A 24,358-nucleotide genomic window follows, 5' to 3' on the forward strand; every position below is an offset into this window, starting at 1 on the left:
AGTTTTAGGGGAGCAGCATATTTAACAATTTTCCTTCTATACCAAAGTGAAGCTAAATAAAACAATTAATATTATTTAGACAAAGTGGGGCTTATTTAAAGATATAAATGCGCCCTTTTTAGTTAACATAGAATGACTGCCTTCACCCCTCTCATTTTGGGTGTAGTAGGTCAATGCATTCCTACACATAATACAGATTTGCGAAAGGCAACCCCGACTTTTCGGTATCTCCTCACTACCGCTTACTTACCCCTTCTTTTCCTCAAATTGCGGCGTAAGCCAGCCTACTTTTGCTATATACTTAAAAGAATGAAAATATGGCAAAACACAATTTAATTAAAAACAGCTTGACAGATAAATGTAATCTGTCTATAAGCGAAATCTTGGCGTTAGAAAGAGGGTTCTTAAAAAAATAGAATGTCATGTGATCATCAATATATTTTGTTTTGGTGACAAGTTAAAAGCGTTTAATCATTAATAATAAATAACATGAAAAGTAAATTTTTATTACTCCCAATTTTAATTTCAATCTTATCAGGTTGTTCAAAAAGGGTAGATGAGCCCTTTATTGAGGAAGAAAGCATTGGTTTAGATAGTTTATATCAACAACCTCAAAATCCATTTATGGGAATCCCTGAAAAGATGTCTGTCGTTCACGTTCGGACCAGTGCAATTAAATATAATCCTTGGCAAAAATTTTATGTATCGCCGGTTGAAGCGACAATTATTATGTGGCCTAGTGATGATAAGACACTTGCCATAAAAGATGTAGATCGGGCACTTGAAGGGATAGCACTGGATACGAAAACAAATACCGAAGTGAAAACAGAGAATATCACTAAAAGCTCAGGAATTCAATTGCAAGATTATCGTCCCGGAAAGTATTTAATCGCTGTGATTTTGGATGCAGATGCGGAATCAGGTAAAAGATCTTATAGTAGTCAGGAGATTACATTGGGAGAGCATGGGAAGATTTATATGCATAAAATCTTTTCTAAAAATGTAAAAGATGGAGAATTTGAAGAGTGGTCACCTAAATTAATTGAAAAATGAAAACTAAAATAAATCTTATAATATTATTCTTATTTGCCCTTTTTTCTGATAAACTGATGGGGCAGGTCATATCTGGTGAAGCGAATCCTTGTCCAGAAGTTAACTATCAATATTCATTCAGCGGAGTTTCGTATACTGGCCATTATCTATGGTCTGTGGTTGATGGTACCATTGTAAGCCAGAATACAAATACTGTAGTTGTTAGATGGAATAGAAATATAACCGATGAAGGTAAATGGAGACTCCGTGTTCAGTACGAAATCTCTGGAACTGGCGGGATACCAGGTGGCTCAACCTATTTAGATTTGAACGTTAAAGTTAAAACCGCATCCCGTTATAATATAAGTGGCGATAAGGAAATCCCTGGTAATTTTATCGGAACTAAAACTTATACAGCCAATATTGTCAATGCGAATTTTCCTGCCGCTTCATTTTTGTGGACGACGAATACCGGGATTCAAACCATCACAACAGCACCTACAATTAATTTAAACATAAATGATACGCAGCTGAGGTCGATCATGGTGGCAGGAAAAGCATCGAATTGTTCCGAATGGGGTGAAATGTCTAAAATGGATGTATATTTTACTTCTATTATTACCGGTCCAGCGCAGACATGTGCCGAAGATATTTATACTATTGTCAACCCGGGTACAGTAACACTTGAAAATGCTTCCAACGTTGCAACACTTACGGCATTGGGCAACAATCAATGGAAAGTGACTCGAATCGGTACAGCAAATGGTACTGTCAAATTGAGATCAACTATAGATGGAAGAATTTATGACAAAAATATAATGGTAGGGGGCAGCACGGTAATAGGATTTGAAAACTTAGATCATTTAGAGGCCTATGATTATGAAACATTTAAAGTGCTGCAAGGGACTGGTAATGTCAAGTACGAAGGTAGTATGAACCTTAATAATTATGAATCGGCAGGTCAAACGAGTTATTCATGGTCTTTAGTTTCTAAATCGGCTGGGAGCCCGATCGTATCTTGGACAGCAAGTGGGGACTATGTGCAAGTCAGTTCTAAAGGATCAGGTGGTTGGCTTGTTCTACAATGTGTGATTACAAATGGTTGTAGTATAGAAACGAGAAATTATAGATTTTACTTTGGAATAGAACCTCTAATGCCATAGTCAAAGGAATCTGCACTATTGTACAGTTTGGAAATTTATTAAAATTGCGACGTACAGATAAGGGCTTCAGCTAAAAAGTATAGCTGAAGCCCTTATTCCTTTACTTAGAATCCCCGGGTTTGTGCTTATGCGGTTTCAGATCCGGATGTTTGGGTTTCGTTTCCGGAGTAACCCGTCGTCTTTTGTCGGGCGTGCCATCAGGTTTGTTTGGCTTTGGCCCCGGTTTGATTGCTTTAATTGTTTCCATATAAAAAATGTTTTTATCTAAAATACAGTTAGATGAGAAGCATATTTTATGGTATCCCGTAACAATTAGACTTGTTAATTAATTTGGAAAATATACAATTTTTATATACCAATACTATTTTTTTCTAAAACTCTCAATTTCCAATTTACTGAAATGCCTTTCTAAACGGTAGATATCTGCGATATCCATTGTAGTTTGAAAATATTTATAAGTCTTTTCAAATTCTCTTGCATACTTATTGAGAAATCTATCAATTCGTAAATCTATACCAGCATCGTATTCTGAGTAGATTGCTACTAAAAATCGTTCTATGGCATCCATTAATTCCCAAACTTCATTGTAGGTAGGAAATAAGTCTTGTGTTATAATATTGATTTCGTTGTCTGTATGAGCGTAAAATTTATCACGTAGCAATTTTAGCTTACTAAGTGTTGAATCTTGATCATTATCTTCGATCATCTTTAAAATCTCGCTAAAGCAATCAAGAGAAATATCTTCTTTGAATTCTTTGTGTACTAGTTTATTGTACAGCTTTCCAATCCCAAATTTTTCTCCTTTGGATTTTGATAAGATTTTGGTTATTTCGAGGACAAATAGGACCCAACATTTTCTTGAAAGCTCTGCGTAAACAGGCGATTCTCTGGTGACCAAATAATCTAATATTTCGATGTTAATTTCGGGATCATTTTTGGTGTTGAACTTTTCAAAATAGAGTTTCGTGCTTCTTGTTAAATGTGCTTCAGCTAGTGCAACTTTACTTTTGATATATAACACATATATTTTCCCAATAAGTTCTTTGCATTTATTTATGTTTTCCATTTTTTTGATTTAAAAATCGAAGCCCAATTCGGATAACATCCGTTCGTGGTTATTCATAAAATACTTCATCAATTTGTATTGTTCAGTATCCTGATACGCAATCAGCTTTATTCCATTTTCAGATACCCGGTAGATGTCAGCTTCGGGATAGGCCATTAGGATGGGGGAGTGTGTTGCGATAATGAATTGGGATCTCAGTTCTACAAGCTCTCTTATTCTGCTCAGCATGTTTAGCTGGCTTATGATAGACAGTGCTGATTCTGGCTCATCAAAAATATAGAGTCCGTTGCCGTTTAGCCGATGATGTAATAAAGATAGAAAGCTTTCACCGTGAGAACGTTCATGTAGCGATCCACCATAGAATTTCTGAACCTCATATTGATCTACTGCCGTGGCTACATTATAAAAACTTTCAGCCCTGAGAAAATAGCCATCTCTGTTGCGATATGCCGTTCGTATTACTTGGATGTCTTCGAATAAAGCAGAGTGGGAATCCATGGTGCTAAAATTAAAATTGCGGCTTCCACCTTCAGGATTGAAACCTGCGTTTATGGCTATAGCTTCTATTAGTGTTGATTTTCCGATACCATTTTCTCCGACGATGAAGGTCACAGGATTCCGAAATTTTAGTTCATCCAGTGTTGACAATGACGGGATACTATACGGATAATGTTCGCGGTCGTCCAAAGGTTTTTTATTTCGGATTTGGCTAATATACATCATGTTATTTTACTTTATCTATATGTTGATAGTTGAGCTCTTGATTCTTTTACTTCGAATCCCCTGATTTATGTATCTGGTTTCAGATCCTGATGTTTTTAACCATCCACTTACCTCAACATGGTTAAATTTTAATTTCAACAGGAATAGCTACTTTAGCTTCGATCATATTTTTTACAGGAGTATAGATATCAATATCATTATTTGGGGAGGCAATACTAATGATTAGACTATACCGAACTATATTTTCATAGCGTTTTAGTTTTTTGCGGGTTTTCCACCAGCACGTTGTAGGGTGTATTGCAATAACATTTCGGGTTGCAAGGTCTGCGGCTGTACCTTCCCAAATGTCTTTGTGGACAGAACCTTTATTTCGAAGTTTTTCTCCAAGGCTCCAATTTCTCTCTTGTCCTTCTTTTTGGTAATCGTCATCTCTTTCATCTGCGCTTATTCTTTTTTTGAAGGCCTTTATGCTCTCATTTACATCAATCATTTTAAATCTTAATGCATGCGACACGTAATTATTTGCTTTTGCATATCTCTTATTTCCTGGATTGGGTTCTATAAAATAAGAAAGGGTGACCGTCATTTTAACTGGGGTATCGAATAAGTCTAGAAGTGCGTCCTTTGGCCATGGTAGGTCGTAAAAATGGAATTTATCAGTTTTGATATCCGAACCCTTTAACTTATAAGGTTTCAGCTCTGCCTCGCAAATTAATGTGAGTGAATTAGAAGCACTTTTAATTGCTCTAGTGAGATTCGGTACACCATAACCTACTGTTTGTAATAGCTTCATTTTTTCGGCAGCTGATAATTGGCTTATGTTTCTATTATTTAACATGCCGGGGGTCCAGTCCGCGGAATGGACAATGAGAGCTCTTATTGTTTCCGGTCTAAAATTAGGATAGGCAATATACAATTGTGCAGCAAATCGACTAGCTAAGGCTGTCGCTGCACTTGTATCTCCAAATGATGTTAACCATTTCAGCGTGGTGCCACGTGATGTGCTTAACAGCTGCAGCGAATCAGGACGTAACACTCCACCATATTGCAATGCTTGATTACCACCCTCCATCACAATATCTGGTTTTCTAGGCCATTCATTTGCCCAATTGACTGAGGTTGTGTTACAAGGAGACATTGCTCCACGATTCGCAAGCAATTCCGATTGAGGATGGATAGTTAAATCTATGCTATCTTTCAGTGTATAAGCACCCACAGTTAAGGCATTAAATGCCTGCCCAGGGTCATTTATACTATGGTCATCATTCACAAGTGGGTAGCCGCTTCGAACTTCGTCCAATAAGTTTCCAGATGAAACGATAAATAGGTTTTTATCATTTATCTCTTCTGATCCATACGAGAGATTATCAATTGTTGCAGACCATAGTGAAGGTGTCCCAAAATGTTGATAATGATCTGTAGAAACAGCCATGCAAATAGCTCGTTTATGAAAGGGATTCATAACCTCCGCTGTGGAAAGAGCCTCAGTGGTTACGAATCCATAATTTTGAGGATAATGTGGATTAGTATGGTCGATAATCCTTACACTCTCAAATTCATGCGAAATATTTACAGGATGATTAGTTCCTAGTATATCTGCTAAATCTCCGTAAAGTGCTAAACCGGCCATTGGCGTTCCGTGACCACCTATAATATTTGTTCTATCTGCAACATGTCCATCAGGGAAAACTGTTAAAAGATTTCGCTGTTTAATATGGGGAGCGAGTAAAGGATTACCGTGATTGACCCCTGTGTCTAATAGACAGATCGATACACCGTGTTCGTGTGCATTGTTTGTTACCCTTGGTAAAAGATCATTGATCAAGTTATCTTGGTCTAATCGCTCTGCGTGAGTGAAAAAGTCTGCTAGATCTCGGGGTTTGCGTAATTCACTTAGGCATTCCAAATACAGAAGACTTTCCATTTGTCGAGCAGATCCTTTGATATAACCGACCGCGTGTTCTGGGAAATAGCTCCACTGCCGACCAATTTGTAAGCCGTTTTGTTCCATTAAGGATTTGCAATGGTTAATATGCTCTTTATTGCCGTCGTAATCAAGCCAGACTTCCCACCAAACATCTATATCCAGGTCAGGAAAGTCAATTTCTGGCTCTTGCCAAAAAGCCTTTAATGTGGCTGCTCTGATGTCATCTATGTTGGCGATGAGAGAATTGTTTTGGGGTTTTGGGTCTCCTTTTCTGATACTCTGCCAAGTATCTTTTTTTATGAAATTATCTATTTTAGTTAAAAAGGCTTTAATAGATTTTTTGTCTAAATAAATCCCCGCTTCTTGATACTCGATGAGATTTCCAAATTCGTCGGTTTCTTTACAAATTCGCGTGAATGCAATACGAAAATTAGATTTATCGTCAAACTTATCAATATCCAGCTCAAATCCTAAAGCAGATTTAAAAACAAGATAAACGAAATCTTGAGGTTGTTTCCCTTCGCGAAAATCGACTAAAGCTTCATTAAATCTGACTTCAACGGAGTTTCCGTGTTGTTGACGATTAATTTCGCTACGAGCTAAAACTGTATGTCCTCCTCGAATAGTAGAGGTGTAATTTTTGGCATCATAAAAATTTCCATCTATTTCTAGATGGGGTAGGTTATTTTCTGGCATATTGAAAAAAGAATAAGTCCCTTAAAAAGGTCTTTTCCTTCCTTCTACATAATGTAGTATTTTTTCTTCACTCACATTTTTATCACCATAAACTAGATAATCTTTCCATACATCACTTACAATACGGTGAATGTCTGCAAAGCTTAATCCGATGGCTTTATGAGTAACTTTTCTTAGATCTATAGTAGAGGGGAGGTCAAACCCAGTGAATTCTAAATCAAATAATTGGTGAATATCTTCCTCCGTAGGTAGAGGAAACTGTATGATATCATCAAAGCGTCTGAATAGCGCCACATCCAAAGATTCAGGTAGATTAGTTGCAGCGATTATCAAACTTCTTGAATCATCTTTTTCAATCTGTAGCAAGAAGCTATTGAGTACACGTTTTATTTCGCCAACTTCATTTCCAGCAGAGCGTGAGGTACCAATGCTATCAAACTCATCAAAAAGATAGACAGCTCTAAAATCACGCATTGCGTCAAATACTAGACGAAGTTTGGCAATGGATTCACCCATATATCGACTAATCAATCCATCGAGCCTGATGATGAATAGGGGGAGGCCCAGTTCACTCGCTAGTACGTGAGCACTCATTGTCTTACCACAGCCTGGAGCACCAGTAAAAAGAAGCTTTCTACGAGCACTTAGACCATGACTTTCAAGAATGTCTATTTTACGTTGCTCATCGAGTACACGCTGGATAGAATTTCGTACATTCATTGAGAGTACCATGTCTTTGAGTTTTACCTCAGGGCGCACTAATTCCAGTAAATCGTCTAATTCTTTTTGAGCACTATTGACAGGAAGCTTTTTGATCAGAACAGACTCTTTACTTTTAGAGAGTTTAGCTTTGTCGATCATTTTTTTGAGCTCTTCGGCTAAGGCTGTATGGCCTTGGCGCGCTTCGGCGGCAGCTATTTGCATAGCAGTAGCATAGAAACGACTTTCGTCTCCTTCGCCAAATGAGCGAATCAAGCTCTTTATTTGTTCCAATGCTGCCATTATGCTGTACTCAAAAATTTTTGCAAATATAAGGTTATATAATCAAAATAGGTGCCGATTTTAGGCTTTACTTAAAGATAATAAAATTTATCAAGGAATCTAAATCGTATATAATAAAAAGATGCGAAGTCCAAATTTTGAACTTCACATCAATATTTCTTTCGAATTTCTCTCGGCAATCTATTAGTACTTGTAGATTCTTTTCTTCAACACCCAGCCCTTCAGAATAGAAATATATAGCTCCAAAGACTTTTTATTGTTATTATAAGGTGCCGTACGGCCATCGAAATACAAATCAAATGGTTAAATCTGTAAAGTTTTTTTCAAGACAAGACAAACTGCAAGGCTATATCAGTCGAAAACATAAGATGAAGCAAATCAGATTGAGGTCTCGTCTTTGATTTTAGCAAGTGCTGAAGCAATAATTTGATGCATATCATAATATTTGTATTCCGCTAATCGTCCTCCAAAAATTATGTTTTTGTCCTCTTTCGCCTTTTGTTGATATTGTCTATATAATCTATTATTTTTTTCATCATTTATAGGGTAATAAGGTTCGCTATTTTTTTCAAATGCTTTAGGAAATTCATAAGTGATAACTGTTGATGGAGTATTAGAAAATTCAAAGTGCTTATGTTCAATAATTCGTGTATATGGAACATCAATATCAGTATAGTTTACAACGGGTGCTCCTTGATAGTTGTTGCAATCTAAAATATTATGCTTGAACTCCAGGCTTCTATAATCTAAGTGGCCATATTCGAAATTATAAAACGCATCGATCGGTCCAGTATAGATAATCTTTTTTGCTAAAGCCATTAATTGGACTTTTTCCTCGAAAAAGTCTGTTGATAGTTTTACTTCCACATTGGTGAGAAGTTGATCAAATAATTTATTGTATCCTCCATTAGGTATCCCTTGGAAAGTATCACTAAAATAATCATTGTCAAAAGTGAATTTTAAAGGGATTCTTTTTAATATTGAAGCGGGCAGATCAGAAGGTAATCTGCCCCATTGCTTCATTGTATAACCTTTTATGAGCTTTTCATATATATCTTGACCAACTGTTTCTAAAGCATGCTCTTCAAGATTTTTAATTTTAGAGCTACTCGGAATTTTCTGTGATTCTATAATATTACGAGCGTCATTTGGGCAAACAGCATTCCAAAGTTTTGAAAATGTATTCATATTGAATGGAAGGTTGTAAATCTCATTTTTATAATTTGCGATAACGGAATGTCTATAATTGTTAAATGAAACAAATTTGTTAATGTATTTCCATATCTTTTCGTCATTTGTATGGAAAATATGAGCACCATACATATGTATGTTTATACCATTTACGTTTTCACAGTACATATTGCCTCCAACGTGATCTCGTTTTTCAATGATAAGACAGCTAAATCCTCTTTTTTGTAATTCATATGCACAAATAGATCCAAAAAGTCCCGCTCCTATTATTAGATAATCATATTTTTTGCTCATTTTGGAGAGATATAAAATTAATGGGGTATTTTGTTATTGGCAATCAAATATTTTTCATGACATAAGATAGCTAGGCCTAATCCTGCGAAACCATTATTGAGAGAGAAATGGTTATCGGTAATTCTGAATTGTTTTTGCATTACCATTGTTGGAAAGTCAGGTTCCAAACTTTGCGTCCACAACGTTGATCCAAATAAAAAAGAATGAAGACTTTCCTTTATACATTTTTCATTATTGTTACATTCAGAGGGATTATTTTTCAAACCATTCGAGAGATGTGGTAAATAAAGTATAGGTGAATCTTTTTTCGTTTCAAAGAAACTGAACAAAATTTGATAATCATAATCTAATTTGACAGTATGATATGAAAACAACTCTTTATCTATTTTCTTCAATAGTAGAGATGATCTATTTGTGTAGATTTGATCCTTTAAAATTGTTAGAAAAAAGTAAAACAGAGCAATTATCTCAATTGTGGAAAAATGACTATATGAATCGATACTTTCATAAATACCAAGGGCCTTATTTATTAAACGTTGTCTCTCATAGTCCGAATTCCCAGTATTATTCAAAATGTACACTCCTGCCCAGGCGAGTTTTGAATTGTCTTTAATATTTTTAGCAATCTCTGGTTTTAAATTCGAGAGTAATTTGTCGATTTCTTTTAAAAGAGAGTTGAAATCTTCTTGAATATAACCCTTTTTGATTAGAATCGAGATTCCTAATCCGATTTCGAACAGATTGAAAATAGCAATTTTTTTTGTTTTGAATTTTACAAATAGTTCACGAATGGTTTCATTAGCAATTAGCTTATATTGCTCTTGTCCAGTCAACTCTGAGAATTTATAAAATAAAGTAGTGATTCCTAATCTGCCTTCTAGGAAACTTAATGATGTAACTGTTGGATGGTAGAGCAAAATGGTGTTGCTGATCGCTAACAGTTCTTTCATGTATTTAAAATTATCTCTCATTCTTTTTGGCGGTAATGATATGGTTAAAAAAACTAACTAAGAGGGGTAGATGGTAATCGAAGTTGAAATAGTTTCTTTCTCTAATGATATTGTCGGTTAGACGTTTGATATTTGCTTTATCATTGAGTTTCTCTGCTAACTCATTGTAATCCTTATAAAATACTCCAAAATCAATTTTTTTAGCAATAGATTGAATAGAAACAATATGTTCCCTGTTATCCCTCTGAATAACGGGGAGCCCAGCCGCAGCTAGCACGGAAATTCTCGCTGGAATATTTAAATCATCCCAGCCTGCTAGTTCAATATTTCCGTAATTGTTACTTCTAAAAAGATGTAACCAACCTGCATCATATTTTGAAAATTCTGACACCCATTCTGAATTTCGGCAATGGGAATGGATATGAAAATGATCAGGGAACCTAGTTTTAAGCTGATTTACAAGATCTCTATTTTTTTGATGATAACTTTCTGTATATAAATGTAAATGAATATTACTAGCCGCTAGTGCATGCATATCATTCATATTAATACCTATCATTCTGCCTGCAACTACAGTGTGCACTCCGCCTAATGTTTCGGATAATTTAGGTGAAAATTCGTCTGTAAAGAATTTTTGATGAGGTAAATCTCCGTCTAAAATGAAGTTATTATTCTTCCTAGAAGACTCTTCTGGCAAAAATTGTTCATACCATTCCTTACATTCTTCATTGATATATATTCTACCATCCGCATGGGTATATAGGTGAATAAGTTTGTTCCAAGTCCCTGCAGCTATAGCAACCTGCGGACTTTCTTTATAATGCCAGATAAAAGGAATGTCTGGAAAGTTTAACATAACTTCATATGCAAGATCAACAGCACAGAAATTCAATAAAGCATATATTATATCGGGTTTTATTCTAGCTATCTGATTTTTATAGTCTTCTAAATTAATATGTTCAATGCCCCCGAAAGGGATAGGGCCTACATTGATATGAGAATATGGTGGTCTATTTAACCAAAGCCCGAACAATTGATGCCCTTCCGTTTCAAATGAAAAAATTCTTTCTGGATTATATCCGAGCTCACCCACAATTAGTATTTTTAGAGATCTAGATTCACGAATACTAATTGTGGCGGGCTTAACAAATTTTTCATACATTTTTACTTCGTCAACAAATTTATCGTCAGAAGCTTTTATTTTTAAAGGTGTTTTAACCCCATAAAAGTTTCTATAATAATTTAAGTTTCCTCCGTATTGTTCCGACATAATCTTATGTCTTTGAAATGGATGGGATGTCCAATAGCATGTTATTTTATGTGTTGGATAAAATGTTCCCCTGTATGTTAATTTTTGCCAAAATGAATAAAAGAGATTTTCAGAGACCCATTCGGATCTCTCCACCCATTTGTCATCGGTTTTTTTATGTGCTACCTGAACTAGTTGAAGACAATAGTTACTTCTTGTGGTCTTTGTCTCAAAATCGTGAGTGACTGTAAGAGAATTATTTGATTCATATTGCATTCCATTGAATGCAAGAATAATGTCTTCTGATTTTTCCAGTGCATTAAAAAGCTCACTAAGATGAGATTCATAAAGAAAATCGTCGGAAGGAAGATAGGCGATGTATTCGAAAGATGCAGCCGCAATACCTTGATTTATTGAATAACCTATCCCTTTGTTTTCTTCATTTTTAATATGTTTTATTCTGTGTTTACTGGTATTTACCAAATCTTTAATATATCTATCTGTTTCATCAGTTGATCCATCGTCAATAATAATTAATTCCCAGGTTTTAAATGTTTGTTTTTCAAGGCTTTTTATAGCTCTTAGAATAAAACTCGATTGATTGTAAGTAGGCATTATAACGGAGAATCCCCTCATAAAATTTAGTTTAAGTGATGTGTAAGTCGCATATTAATATTGGTTTAGTTTATTTTACATGAACTGTAGCGAATTTAATATTACTAACATAATTTTTTTTTCAATTATATGCAAGGTTATTTAAATATTTATTATTTTTAATTAAATAACCATAACTAATCAATATGAAGACCGATAAAAAATTATCTTTTGAAGAGCTTGAGAAAGAATTGTCTTTAGAGCATTCACCTTTTGAGAGACTGGAGCTACTTTCAGAAATTAACGGAGGAAGAGGAGGGACAGTTGATGATTATATTGTGTATTTTCAGTCTTTGGGGTTTAAGATGACGATAGATAGTGATGGGAACTACCATTATAATGCAGGTTATGGACCGTCAATTATACCTGGGAATTATTCTATGAGTTACCAGAATATGTATGGTTCTTATTTTAATTTCAATCCATGGGTAAATCTAAATAGCGGCGGGTGGGTCATTTATGCCCCTCCTTTCTATGGATATAGTGGCATTGATCCCTGGTTAAAAGATTCCAGCGGTCATATTATTGCTTATGCGACGGGTTATCATACCTATAATAACGGTGCAGGTTATGATGCAACTTTGATGATGGATGAATACCTCTTAACAGCAGGTGGTTATCAGTTTAAATTGTATAAGGTCGATCAGGTTTATGATACTAATATGGGAGGTTTTCGGGTTCCAACTCCTAAAGAAAAATATAATTGTTTTGGGTATGCCGCGGGACTGGATGAATATTGGTTTGCTGATAATCATGGAACGCCTGAAGATGAAGCATTGCAGTTTAATCAATATATAAATATGTTTTATGAAGAATGTTACGAAAGTGAATCTTCAATAGTTGTTTTTTATAATAATAGTACAATGACTAGTCCTGTCCATGCAGCTGTTAGAAATTCGAACGGACAGTATAGTTGGAAAGCAGGAGGGTTCAATTTTGAAGAGAATCAAGACTATTCAGTTTTATTTGATCGGTACCATACTGCTGCTGGTGAAAAATTTTATAGATTAAAAACAAATTAACGTAGAAATCAAAGGTAGGAGTAAAATAAATTAATGTTTTAAACAAAATCTGTTTTTCTTGAATAGATAGTTCCTAGTTTTGATAGATACAATAAATGTGTATTTTCCAAATGTTGACTTATGAAAATATTGAATTATTATTTATTTATGAAAATATTTGTATTACTAATCATACTATGTTTTGGTCCTACACTGGAAGTTTGTGCTCAAACATTTAAATATAAAGAAGGAGTGGCCTCTTCTATTGTTGCCTTCAGTACTACCTGTCTTGATAATACCAATAAAAAATTATTTGAAAACCATTCTGATATAGAATCTGTTGTTGTGTGGTTTGAAGAAGGTAAGCCCTCAGTCATCAGAATTAATGATAGATCATCTAAGGGAACTTTTTATGATATGGCGTTCAAAGGTGATGTTTTGGATCTTCAAAATAAATATGGAAAGCTTAATTTTACATTTCCAAGGTTATCGGTGTCCAAGCTATATGGAATGGAAAAACAAAATTTTCCAACACACTGGGTATTTACTTCAAAGATATTTCCCGATAGTGTAGTCCAATCTTACCGTCTTAATTCTGGGGAGAAATCACTAATATTTACAGGATGGGCAGCGCGATATAATGGGAATTATGAGGATATTGAAAAACAAATTGGGGATGAAGTACAAAATTCTAAAAATACGGTTGTGCTTGATTCAATAATCGTACTACAAGGTATCTCAGAAAAAGGAACATCTCCGATGACTCTTAATGACTTAAAATTGATTGTGGGCAAAAAATCTTCATTTTCTGAAGCGGCCCTACGAGTATTTGGAAATAAGGAAAATAAATGGTCTTCTGGTATTTATGATTCTGGTGTAAATGGAAGAAGCAATATTAAATTTTTTATCCAGTTACATAAGAATGGAAAAGTGACAATTGTCCCTTCTAAATATCTAAATGCGCTTTCTTTGGACTGATCGAATATTACATATTTATTTTTATTTCATCAAATAGAAAGCCAAATCGTAGATTTTCGGAAAATTAACCACCTCAAATACGGGCGTTCCTTGAGGATAGAAACAATTTAGAGTTGTTCTCTATGCAGCAGTAATTTATACCTTTTTAATCAACTTCGGATGACTATTTGTTTTTCAGTCTTAATTAATTTGATGATTTAGGATTGAAACAAAGGCTATAATAAACAAGGTGATAATTTTTAAAAATATCATTAAAAGATCGATCAAAAAAAGCTAGATGAATTGTCAATGAATATACTGAAAAATAAAAATCATTATTCTTTAACTAAGGTTTCATTGATACTTCTAATTGCATGTGCTTTAATTTTGTAGTATGATGGAACAGGTGACTATAGCTGCCACTAAAAGCTAATAGAAAGTTCAACAGAGTATTAAGCGATTGGAAAAACAAAATTGGAGTCGTTAGTAAGTTGAATTAACCACACTCGTTAAAACCTATTTATTATAACAAGAATGAAAATTATCCAATTTCCTATGGACAGGCAACTTGATCAGATGGATTGTGGTCCCGCCTGTCTTAAGATGATTGCAAAATACTATGGCAAATATTATTCTCTTCCATATCTCCGGGACCTTTGTGGTAATACGAGGGAAGGGGTTTCGCTAGCAGGAATTTCCCACGCATCTGAAACAATCGGTATAAGATCTCTTGCCGTTCGTTGTCCAATAGATGCTTTAGTAACGAAAGTTCCTCTTCCAGTTATCGTTCATTGGGAAGACAAACATTTTGTAGTAATTTATAATATTAAAAAAAAGGGAAACGGGGAAGTTTTATTCTACATCGCCGATCCTGCTAAAGGTCACTTAAAATGCGCTATGAGTGAGTTTCAAGAAAAATGGATTAAAAAAAATGAAAATAGAAACTCTGGTATTGTCCTTGTTCTCGAACCTCAAGCAGATTTTAAACAGAGACAGGTGGGAGAAAAGGCTGAGCGTGGCAGGCTGATTGAAAATATAACTGGATATTTCTTACCCTATAAAAACAGCTTTTACTACCTAGCGATAACAATGCTCCTCATTACTGCAATGCAGGCTGTATTACCTTTTATATCAAAAGCTGTAATTGATGTTGGTATTCAGACAAAGGACGTCAGTTTTATAAATATAGTTTTAGTGGCAAACTTAGCATTGATTGTCAGTATTACCTTAAGTTCAGCGGTAAGAGATTGGATATTACAACATATATCTTCTCGGATCAATATTGCTTTAATTTCAGATTATTTAATCAAGTTAATGAAACTTCCTGTTTCTTTCTTTGAGAATAAAATGTTGGGCGATATTTTACAACGTGCTAACGACCATGAGCGGATCCGAAGTTTTATTATGAACAATTCTTTAAATCTTCTTTTCTCGAGTTTAACGTTTGCTATTTTTAGCATAGTATTATTGATTTACAACTCCACGATCTTTTATATTTTTATTAGTGGTAGTATTCTGTATATCTTATGGGTTATGTTGTTTCTGAGACTTCGAAGAAAATTAGACTGGGATTATTTTGAATTGACCGCCAAAAATCAAAGTTATTGGGTAGAGACTATCGGAAGTATACAGGACATTAAAATAAATAACTATGAACAAGCAAAAAGGTGGAAATGGGAGGGAATACAGGCGCGCTTATTTAAAGTTAATCTTCGAATGCTAGGAATTAATAATGTACAAAACCTAGGTGCTAATTTCATTGACAGTGTCAAAAACTTATTGATCACTTTTTTTTGTGCAAAAGCTGTAATATCTGGTGAAATAACCTTTGGTATCATGATTTCTACACAATTTATTATTGGTATGTTGAATGGTCCCGTCCAGCAATTTATTATGTTCATGGTATCATTTCAATCTGCTCAAATCAGTTTTCTTCGGTTAAATGAGGTTCAGATGTTAAGAGACGAAGATGAAGATACCGGTAAAAATAATATGGAACTAGCTGGAAGTCATGATATCCATGTTAAGAATGTCTCCTTTCAGTACACACCAGTATCTCCTCTTATTCTTAAGAATATATCTCTGCATATTCCCGGAGGTAAAGTGACAGCAATTGTAGGAGATAGCGGATCTGGGAAATCAACCTTGTTAAAATTGCTCTTAAGATTGTATTCACCTAGTTATGGTGATATTCTTATCGGAAATATGAATATCAATAACATTAGTTTACGTCAATGGCGTGACCGCTGCGGCGCTGTAATGCAGGATGGAAAGATTTTTAATGACACCATTTTAAATAATATCATTCTAGATGACGAAAGTCCCGACAATGAAAGACTTAAGAAAGCTGTAACAGCAGCAAATGTTATACAAGAGATTGAGCAACTTCCATTAGGATATTATACTCAGATGGGCGAAAATGGAAGAGGGCTGAGCGGTGGGCAAAAACAGCGTGTTTTGATCGCTAGAGCATTATATAAAAATCCTGACATATTATTTTTTGATGAAGCTACCAATGCCCTCGATACTATTAATGAAAGGAAAATAACGACTGCACTTGATGAGGTGTTCAATGGGAAGACAGTGATTGTGGTTGCACATAGACTGAGCACAATCCGCAAGGCCAGCCAAATTATTGTTATGAAAGATGGATATGTCGCCGAGGTAGGTGATCACGAAAGCTTGATGGAAAGAAAGGGGAGATATTTCGAACTGGTGGATAGTCAAACGGAGATGACAACTTTAACAAATTAAAGACCAAGTATATGCATGAACCAAACATAATAAGAGAGGAAAGAACCGAAGAAGTTCGAGATATCATTGAGCGTATGCCTACTACATTTGCGCGAAATGTTACATTTTTAGTTTGTTTGATCGTCGCGTTATTGATTTTCTTTGGATTCGTAGTAAAATATCCTGATATCGTCACTGGTGAGGTGACGGTATCTGCTGAGAAATCCCCTCTAAAGATCGTTTCAGCACAAAGAGGGCGTTTACGGCTGAATAATATTAAATCACAAGACAAAGTGAAAGTAGATCATCTGCTTGCCTGGGTAGATAATTCCGCTGATCCTAACAAAGTAAAATATATCAAGACCCAAATTGATTCCATTAGATTCCCCGTGATCAATTCACGAATTATTTATAATAAACTCCCAAAAAATATCAACCTTGGAGATCTTACTATTCCATATACCACCTTTTTATCGGCACTTAAACAACTGTCAGATTATCAAGATCATCAGTTGTATGAAAAACAAGAACAATCTTTATCTCGGATACTAAAAGAGCAAGAAGTTGCACTGACCACTTTGCGAGATAAGGAGAATCTTAGTCAAAGAAATTTGAAATTGTCGGATAAATTATTGCAACGCGATTCAATTTTACTCGCCAAACGCCTTATTAGCGAAGCAGAATATGAACAGTCTCTTGCCAGTCATTTGACTGCTGAGGATCAGATGAAAAGCTCGGCTCGTAATTCTGGTTCTGTTCGAGAGCAGATTAGTACGACCGAAAACTCAATCCAACAAAATAGAATAACAAAAACAGAAAAAGAATTACAGCTGGATTTAGATTTACTGACAGCTTATAACAATCTTATCGATAAGATGAATATTTGGGAGAAACAATATCTCATGGTGTCTCCTATCGAAGGGGAAGCTCAGTTTTTGAAATTTTGGAATAACAATCAGTTTGTAGAAGCAGGAGAGGCTATTTTTTCAATAGTTCCAAAACAAAATGTAGCTCTAGGGAAAGTTATGTTACCTATTCAAGGCGCTGGTAAGGTCAAAGTTGGTCAGAAAGCCATAGTTAAGATGGCAGACTATCCATATCTGGAATACGGTTACATTGAAGCTGTAGTAAAGAATATTGGTCTTGTATCCAGCACAGTGAATCTTGAAAATGGCTCAGCAATGGAATCCTATTTGGTAACGTTAGTATTTCCTGATGGATTGAAAACCAATTATGGTACAACGCTAGGCTTTAAATTCGAAGCGAAAGGGACTGTCGAAATTGTTACAAAAGATCGCCGACTGATCGAACGTTTTTTTGATAACCTTAAATATATAGGTCATTCAAGATGAGATTAATAAAAATTGTTTTTATAAATCTATTAGTTGTGATACCTAAACTTGTGTTTTCACAGCGACAAATAGATTGGGTAAGTGCTAAAGATCTTTTGTATACAAATAATATGAGTTTAAAACAGAGTTTTTTAAAGGAAAAAATAGCTATCAATAATGTTAATATTGCGCGTGGAAACCTGTATCCAAACCTCACTTTCACTGCAAACAATCAACATACGATGGGGTTGGTTTTTGATCCAGTTTCAGGAAAACTGATCACAGGAAACCAATGGTCTAATTATGCAACGGGTAATTTGGGAACTACGGTCGTGTTATTTCAAGGCGGACAGAAACTGTTGGCTTTGGATGTAGAAAGAGCTAATTGGGGTATTGCAGAAATCGAGACAGAGAAGCTGCTACAGGAGCTGGAACTCCAGCTATTGGCAGTATTCACACAAACTCTTATCAACCATGATCTTTGGCAAGCATCAAAGAGCCAGCGGTTATTGTCAGCAGAACAAGTTAAACAAGAGGAAACTCTGATGGATGTAGGTAAAAGAACATTAATTGATTTGGCTCAGGCGAAAGCAAAATTTGCTAATGATAATCTAAATACGGTAACAACTAAAAATGCTTATGAGCTTTCTATGTTAAAGATAAAACAGATATTAGATATAAGTGAGTCAGAAGATATTCAATTGTTTCTACCTAAAGAACTTGAGCAAATACCTTTAATAACTTCCTTTGACCAGCGCAGTGATCTTTATGTTAAAAGTATCGATCGACAGCTAGATCTGCAAAACTTAAAAATAAAACTGGCACGAACAAATTACTTTCCAACTTTGGTATTTAATGGAAGTTATGGTACAAATTATTCTTCCCAGCGTCAAAATATTCATACCGGTAAAGTAATAACTTTTTGGGACCAGTTGAATCAAAACAGGACTCTGTATGGTAATCTTTCATTGACAATGCCAATTTTTGATGGTTTCAGGACAAAAAATACAATATACTCAGAAAAATTAGCAGCGAAATCTTTGTTATATGAAAAGGAGAAAAAAATTGTTGAAAGAAGACAAATACACACACAGGCTATTATTGAGTATCAGGCAGCACAGGAAGAACTAAAGGCAATTCAGGCGTCATATGAAGCTAATAAAATTAATTATGAGGCTCTAAATGAGCGTTATAAGGTAGGTAAAAGTTCTTCAATAGACCTATATAAAGCTATGACTGAATACAACATTTCTGAATATAAATTGATAACCAGTAGATATCAACTCTTTTATAAAATCGTGAGCCTTCAAATAATTGAAAAGAAATAGTGACCTCTCCTCAAAAAATTGGAGCATTTAAAGGTAGGTGCATATTCAGACTTGAATTACTAATTTTAAAGTAAGAGGATACTTATTGATGTCCTAAAAAGTTAAAATTTACAATAATAGTTTCTAGTTCCAGCCTTTACACTTTTCAGTATTCAGCCAACTTTACGACTCCCTTAGGAGCATAAAGACAAACCCCTGGGTATTTCGGAGTAATGGGATCTTCATCAATTTTGGTGAAAGTATAACAAATAATTACACTTTAGATATTAGGCCAAGTTTCTTTTCAAAGATAATTCCAACCTTGGCTAGCAAGTTATAAATTTGCGCCTTTTGATATACTAAACCATATTCTCTTTTAATCCACTGTATCAAAAGAGGTCCGGTCCACTTTTCTGATTGATATCCATGATTCAATGGCGTTTCTTTTATTACCAGCTCTTTGATTCTTTCCAGCTGTTCTTCCGACAACCCGCTACGCCTCCCTCGTCCTTTCTTATCTTTTAATCCTTCTATACCTTCCTTTTCAAATCGGTGCACCCAATTTGTTATCTGCTTGAAACTGATACTGTGGAGTTCCGATAGCCGTCTGCTTGAATGTCCCAAGGCAACCAGATATACCAAATACAGTCTTACGCCGACAACGTAAGCATCATTTGTATTTAATAATTTTTTTATTTCTCCTGCCTCTGATCTTTGAATTTTTAAGACTGATTTTCCCACGATATTTCTTTTTGAAAACAAACAAATATATGGATAATAATGTGTAATTTATTATTATACTTTTATGTCATGATTCCACATTTTATCCTTCCTTCTAATTTACAGCTAAAAGCTCACACAATATATTCCTCTCCAGGAGAACTTTGTATTAATACATGTGCTTATCAAAAATATTCAGTTTGTCCTATTTGCAAAAAGAAGAGTATTAGGATCCACAGTAGGTATTTTAGGACTCTTTTGGATCTTCCTATTTCCGGTCATATAACGAAAGTCAAGCTGCGTGCTAGAAAGTATTTCTGTGACAATATAGCCTGCCCAAGAAAGATTTTTACTGAACGCTTCCACTGTGAAATCAAGCCTTATTATAGAAGACTTATGCGCTCTAATGATCTTCTTTTTAAAATGGCACTTGAACTGGGCGGAAATAAAGGCGCATCAATAAGCGGTTATGTTGGACTACCTGTCAGCCCGTCCACTATTTTACGGGTGATCAAAAGAGTCAATATACAACCTAATTCATTAACATCTGGTGTAATTGGCGTAGATGACTGGGCTTTCAAAAAAGGAAGGACCTACGGAACCGTTATTGTTGATTTAAAAAGAAAAGAAGTTATCGACCTGCTGCCCGATCGTGAATCGGGCACCCTCGCCGAATGGCTAAAAAAGCATCCGGAAATAAAAACAGTTTCCAGGGATCGATATGGACCATATGCTTTGGGCATAAAAGCGGGCGCCCCTCAAGCCAACCAGGTTGCAGATCGCTTTCACTTACTGTTGAACCTTGGAGAAGCAACCAAAAGGATTTTTCAATCAAAAGGAAAAGAACTAAGGGAGATATTTAAGCTTTACAATGATCCCAAAAGCGAACGATCTACATCAGCTGAGACTGAGCAGCCAGCTAAGAGAGTATTAGAAATCGTAGAGCCGAACATTTCGACGGCTAATATTAGTGTCGCTAGAAAGTATCTTTTTGACAAAGTTAAAGAGCTACACGGAAACGGTATTACGCTAAGACAGATTGCCAGAATTACGAAGCTCGCGCGTGACACTGTTAGAAGATACGTTTTAATGGACTCACTTACAAAAAGGCAATCCAGAAGTTCAACCAACCTGGACGCTTTTATTAACTTTCTCTTGATGGAAGAGAACCGAGGTAAAACATACCGCGAACTGCATGAAACAATTGTAGAGATGGGTTTCAACGGAAAATACACACAGTTCTGCCACAAGATGAACGAAGTTTATCAAATGCAGCCATTCACTAGAACCAAAACAGTAACTCCCATAGTAGCAAAAACCTGGTCACCGGCGAGGCTCTCCTTGATGCTCTATATGGAATTAGAGCAAATTAAGGGAAATGATGACAAGGAATTTTTGAAATTACTGTTTGATAAATTTCCGCAGATAAAACAATTGGAGCAGCAGGTAAAGGGTTTTAAGCGATTGTTTCAGAGCAAACAGGACGGTCTGTTAAAAAATTGGATTGATGAGGCGATAAAATCAGAATGTGGTTTGAAAAACTTTGCTAAAAACCTCATAAAGGACTATCAGGCAGTTAATAATGCTGTCATAACATCCATAAGCAATGGTCAAGTTGAAGGCCAGGTAAACCGAATAAAAAACATCAAAAGGAAAATGTATGGGAAGGCAGGCTTTGAGTTATTAAGAAAAATGGTTCTTGCTAAATCAGCCTAATTCACCAAAATTGATGAAGAACCCATCCGACCGAAATGACTGGCACAAATCAAACCGTAATATCCAACCCCGACTTTTCGGTATCTCCGCACTACCGCTTACATACTCCTTCTTTTCCTCAAATTGCGACACAAGCCAGCTTACTTTTGCTATATACTTTAAAAGTGGGTATTTCGGAGTAATGGGTTCTTGTAATATCCAGTGCAGCACCCAGGTCTGTGTTGTCCACCAGATCCGAAATGCCTGCAGATATGTTGTATGGAAGGATAAAAAGGCCTTTACAGCGGATATGAAGCCTATCTATGATGCTCCCAATAAACAGGCTGCACAAGCCGCACTGGCTGATTTTGCCGATAGATGGGAATCCAAGTATCCTTATGCTGTAAGATCATGGAAGGAGAACTGGGACGAACTGACCGTCTTTTACGACTTTCCTCTTGAGATCCGAAGAATAATCTATACAACCAATATCATCGAAAACATGAATGGGAAGATCCGTAAATACACAAAGAAAAAACTGTCATTTCCCAGCGATGATGCCGTACTGAAATCTGTATATTTAGCTTTGAGAGAAATCTCTAGAAAATGGACAATGCCCATTCGTAACTGGGCTATTATCCTAAATCAGTTCTTAACTTTATTTGAAAACAGAGTCCAGTTATAAGGAACATAACCGAACTCCGTAGTTTTTATTTACACACTTAGTGGGACAGTCCCAATTATTTATTTTTATTCTTCAAAAAAAATATTATTCAGATGTTTAGACAAACCGTCTAAATCTGGAAATATCGAATAATTATTTACGCCACAAAGTTCTAAAAAATCTTTAGCCTCTTGAATACAATTTACTGGTATTTCAAACTTCTTAAAACAATGTTTAATTTTTTCGTTTTTATTTAACGGAGTCATATCACTTCCATGTAAAGTAAAGAGGCCCTTTTGAGCGAATAATCTACCACCAGTTCTTGCAGGAATTATGCAAATAGGATTGGGGTATGGATTGACTCTTTTTTCTATATAAGCCTCACAATATGTAAAATTTAAATCATTAATAGGATTTGGTATTTCGTCATTTATATAAGCAATTCGATTTAACTCATGTGGAGAGAACATCCATATGGTTGGAGTATTTCCTGTACCATGAAGAGCAAAAAATAATGCGGTCGCAAAATTTTCAGTCCAATCGAGTATTCGTGTGGGAATTCCGTGGTGTCTCATGAGAAAGAGAATCTCCCAATCTTTCAAAGTCGAAGGAATTAATGGTCCTGCATTAGTGATGAAATCAAAATAAATATTATTTTCTATATCAATAATTTCACGGTCACTAATATTTCTAATTTCCTTTTGGACAAATAAAGTTGGACTTAAATTCCAATCTTTATTAGCGTGACCTCTAAATGATATATTTGAACACCCAGCTGATTTTAATGAATTAACTTCATCTTGAATCATTTTTAAAAAATTACTCCATTCTATTTGCATAAAAAAACTTGATAGGTTATATGGCATTCCGTTTCGGAATTTCTGCCATTAAGATACGCCAAACTTGATAAATATGAAACCTTATTTCATAAATTTTCATATTTATAGCTTCGCTGTTTGTCATACTTAATGTTTTATAAATCCCTCCACTTCATAAAAACTCTTTTGTCTTTTGAATAAGCATTGCATGCACATTCAAAATCCAACCGCTTTTAGAGTCTGGCTCGCCTGCTGTTCTCTCAGGCTTCGCTCTTGTCACTATTTTTGATAAGTCCAGGCCACAACCTCATTTTCAAAAATACCGCCAAGAAGCTTCATCTATTTCATAGATATCGTTGAATCGTCCTGATGCACTTTTCTTCAACGACCTTCGTTCAACTCGCAGGAAGGCGAGCAATAAAAAATCACCTAATTATTTATCTATCAATCCACCACTCATAGGAAGTATCTGTTTGAATATCAAATAAATGATCCATTTTTCTCGCAAAATATCTTCGATATTTTTCTCCCGCAGCATTTTGAGCTTTGAGATCGTTACAATATTGGTCAAATAAAATCAAAAGCCTATAATGAAGAATCGTTCTAAAAATCTTGATATTTCCTCGAGAATCTTTTTTTAGAAAAATCTTCTCTGTCTTTACAGAAGCTTTTCCACTAAGCTTAACAGCATTAATAAACCAATGTCCCTTTGTTCGTGCTTCATGCACCAACCCACAACGAACATTTTTATAAAAATCTGAAGCATTAAATGGACTGTCAATATTTTTACTTCCATTCTTATCGACTTCCCAAAAATGATTTTCGAATATCGCATTCTCATTAAGTAAGCTCGTGAACATCTTCAAACTATGTTTATACTCATATTTTGGAGACGCGGCGTTTTTGCTATGATTAAAAATTTTACCAGCCTTAAACGCAGCAAACATTTCTATAAGAGAGCACTGTACCGTTACTATTGTAAACCCTTCACCTTTTATTTCATTTTGATCAATTATTAATTGAATTGGATTGAAAAATTTGCGATGAAGCCGTTTACGAAATATGCCAATACCGTATTCCCAATTAGCGTCATACACATACTGTTGGTTGAGCTTTTTTCTTATTTTCAACCATTCTTCCTTTTCTTGATGTTCAATTTCCATTGTAAAGTCAAATTAAATTTAT

19 protein-coding genes are annotated in these 24,358 nt (G+C 35.2%); 9 read left to right on the plus strand and 10 right to left on the minus strand.

The features are described from left to right. Window positions 1-489: 489 nt before the first annotated feature. Both B4N43_RS07725 and B4N43_RS07730 read left to right on the plus strand, forming a co-directional pair. Window positions 490-1,053 (plus strand): hypothetical protein, encoded by a 564-nt coding sequence (locus B4N43_RS07725; RefSeq protein ID WP_286733923.1) that lies wholly within the window; start codon window positions 490-492, stop codon window positions 1,051-1,053. Beyond that, window positions 1,050-2,195, plus strand: coding sequence for a hypothetical protein (locus B4N43_RS07730; RefSeq protein WP_286733924.1), 1,146 nt, complete (start codon window positions 1,050-1,052; stop codon window positions 2,193-2,195). The genes B4N43_RS07725 and B4N43_RS07730 overlap by 4 nt, the downstream gene beginning before the upstream one ends. Before the next feature lie 361 nt (window positions 2,196-2,556). On the opposite strand, the gene B4N43_RS07735 is transcribed toward B4N43_RS07730, so the two are convergent. The 7 genes from B4N43_RS07735 to B4N43_RS07765 form a co-directional block, all read right to left on the minus strand. Next, on the minus strand, window positions 2,557-3,261 hold the full coding sequence (locus B4N43_RS07735; RefSeq protein ID WP_286733925.1) for a hypothetical protein: 705 nt from the start codon (window positions 3,259-3,261) through the stop codon (window positions 2,557-2,559). Between the two features lie 9 nt (window positions 3,262-3,270). After that, window positions 3,271-3,984, minus strand: coding sequence for an AAA family ATPase (locus tag B4N43_RS07740; RefSeq protein WP_286733927.1), 714 nt, complete (start codon window positions 3,982-3,984; stop codon window positions 3,271-3,273). A gap of 121 nt (window positions 3,985-4,105) precedes the next feature. Continuing rightward, window positions 4,106-6,607, minus strand: a complete 2,502-nt coding sequence (locus B4N43_RS07745) for a S8 family peptidase (RefSeq protein WP_286733928.1) — start codon at window positions 6,605-6,607, stop codon at window positions 4,106-4,108. Window positions 6,608-6,628: 21 nt separating this feature from the next. Next, complete coding sequence (locus B4N43_RS07750; RefSeq protein WP_286733930.1) at window positions 6,629-7,609, minus strand: AAA family ATPase; 981 nt, start codon at window positions 7,607-7,609, stop codon at window positions 6,629-6,631. 378 nt (window positions 7,610-7,987) lie between these two features. Next, window positions 7,988-9,094 carry a UDP-galactopyranose mutase gene (gene glf, locus B4N43_RS07755; protein ID WP_286733931.1) on the minus strand — a complete coding sequence of 369 codons (1,107 nt, stop codon included), beginning with the start codon at window positions 9,092-9,094 and terminating at the stop codon, window positions 7,988-7,990. A gap of 17 nt (window positions 9,095-9,111) precedes the next feature. Continuing rightward, window positions 9,112-10,044: a hypothetical protein gene (locus B4N43_RS07760; protein ID WP_286733934.1), complete on the minus strand. Its 933-nt coding sequence runs from the start codon at window positions 10,042-10,044 to the stop codon at window positions 9,112-9,114. A 10-nt stretch (window positions 10,045-10,054) separates the two neighbouring features. Next, window positions 10,055-11,929 (minus strand): glycosyltransferase family 2 protein, encoded by a 1,875-nt coding sequence (locus B4N43_RS07765; RefSeq protein WP_286733936.1) that lies wholly within the window; start codon window positions 11,927-11,929, stop codon window positions 10,055-10,057. A 164-nt stretch (window positions 11,930-12,093) separates the two neighbouring features. On the opposite strand from B4N43_RS07765, the gene B4N43_RS07770 reads away from it, so the two are divergent. The 5 genes from B4N43_RS07770 to B4N43_RS07790 all read left to right on the plus strand — a co-directional run bounded on the left by B4N43_RS07770 (window position 12,094) and on the right by B4N43_RS07790 (window position 19,297). Then, a complete protein-coding gene (locus B4N43_RS07770; protein WP_286733938.1) occupies window positions 12,094-12,969 on the plus strand; it encodes a DUF7689 domain-containing protein in 876 nt (291 codons plus the stop codon). Window positions 12,970-13,116: 147 nt separating this feature from the next. Next, a complete protein-coding gene (locus B4N43_RS07775) occupies window positions 13,117-13,926 on the plus strand; it encodes a hypothetical protein (RefSeq protein ID WP_286733940.1) in 810 nt (269 codons plus the stop codon). Between the two features lie 513 nt (window positions 13,927-14,439). Beyond that, window positions 14,440-16,659 (plus strand): peptidase domain-containing ABC transporter, encoded by a 2,220-nt coding sequence (locus tag B4N43_RS07780; RefSeq protein WP_286733941.1) that lies wholly within the window; start codon window positions 14,440-14,442, stop codon window positions 16,657-16,659. Window positions 16,660-16,670: 11 nt separating this feature from the next. Further along, the gene (locus tag B4N43_RS07785; protein WP_286733942.1) at window positions 16,671-17,990 is read left to right on the plus strand and encodes an HlyD family efflux transporter periplasmic adaptor subunit; all 1,320 of its coding nucleotides are present in this window, start codon (window positions 16,671-16,673) and stop codon (window positions 17,988-17,990) included. Continuing rightward, window positions 17,987-19,297 carry a TolC family protein gene (locus B4N43_RS07790; RefSeq protein ID WP_286733944.1) on the plus strand — a complete coding sequence of 437 codons (1,311 nt, stop codon included), beginning with the start codon at window positions 17,987-17,989 and terminating at the stop codon, window positions 19,295-19,297. Before B4N43_RS07785 ends, B4N43_RS07790 begins: the two co-directional genes overlap by 4 nt. A gap of 252 nt (window positions 19,298-19,549) precedes the next feature. Here the strand turns inward: B4N43_RS07790 and B4N43_RS07795 are convergent, their stop codons facing one another. Next, entirely contained in the window at window positions 19,550-20,017 is a 468-nt protein-coding gene (locus tag B4N43_RS07795; RefSeq protein WP_159732720.1) for a helix-turn-helix domain-containing protein, read from the minus strand. Between the two features lie 69 nt (window positions 20,018-20,086). Between B4N43_RS07795 and B4N43_RS07800 the strand changes: the two genes are divergently transcribed. Together B4N43_RS07800 and B4N43_RS07805 are read left to right on the plus strand one after the other, a co-directional pair. Continuing rightward, window positions 20,087-21,712, plus strand: coding sequence for an ISL3 family transposase (locus B4N43_RS07800; RefSeq protein WP_286733948.1), 1,626 nt, complete (start codon window positions 20,087-20,089; stop codon window positions 21,710-21,712). A 13-nt stretch (window positions 21,713-21,725) separates the two neighbouring features. Next, entirely contained in the window at window positions 21,726-22,376 is a 651-nt protein-coding gene (locus B4N43_RS07805; RefSeq protein ID WP_286733949.1) for an IS256 family transposase, read from the plus strand. A 65-nt stretch (window positions 22,377-22,441) separates the two neighbouring features. Here the strand turns inward: B4N43_RS07805 and B4N43_RS07810 are convergent, their stop codons facing one another. Then, window positions 22,442-23,194, minus strand: coding sequence for an FRG domain-containing protein (locus B4N43_RS07810; RefSeq protein WP_286733950.1), 753 nt, complete (start codon window positions 23,192-23,194; stop codon window positions 22,442-22,444). Window positions 23,195-23,610: 416 nt separating this feature from the next. Next, on the minus strand, window positions 23,611-24,336 hold the full coding sequence (locus tag B4N43_RS07815; RefSeq protein WP_286733951.1) for a hypothetical protein: 726 nt from the start codon (window positions 24,334-24,336) through the stop codon (window positions 23,611-23,613). Between the last annotated feature and the right edge of the window lie 22 nt (window positions 24,337-24,358).

This window comes from Sphingobacterium sp. UBA1897 (genome assembly GCF_002337775.1).
Taxonomy (GTDB): Bacteria; Bacteroidota; Bacteroidia; order Sphingobacteriales; family Sphingobacteriaceae; genus Sphingobacterium; species Sphingobacterium siyangense.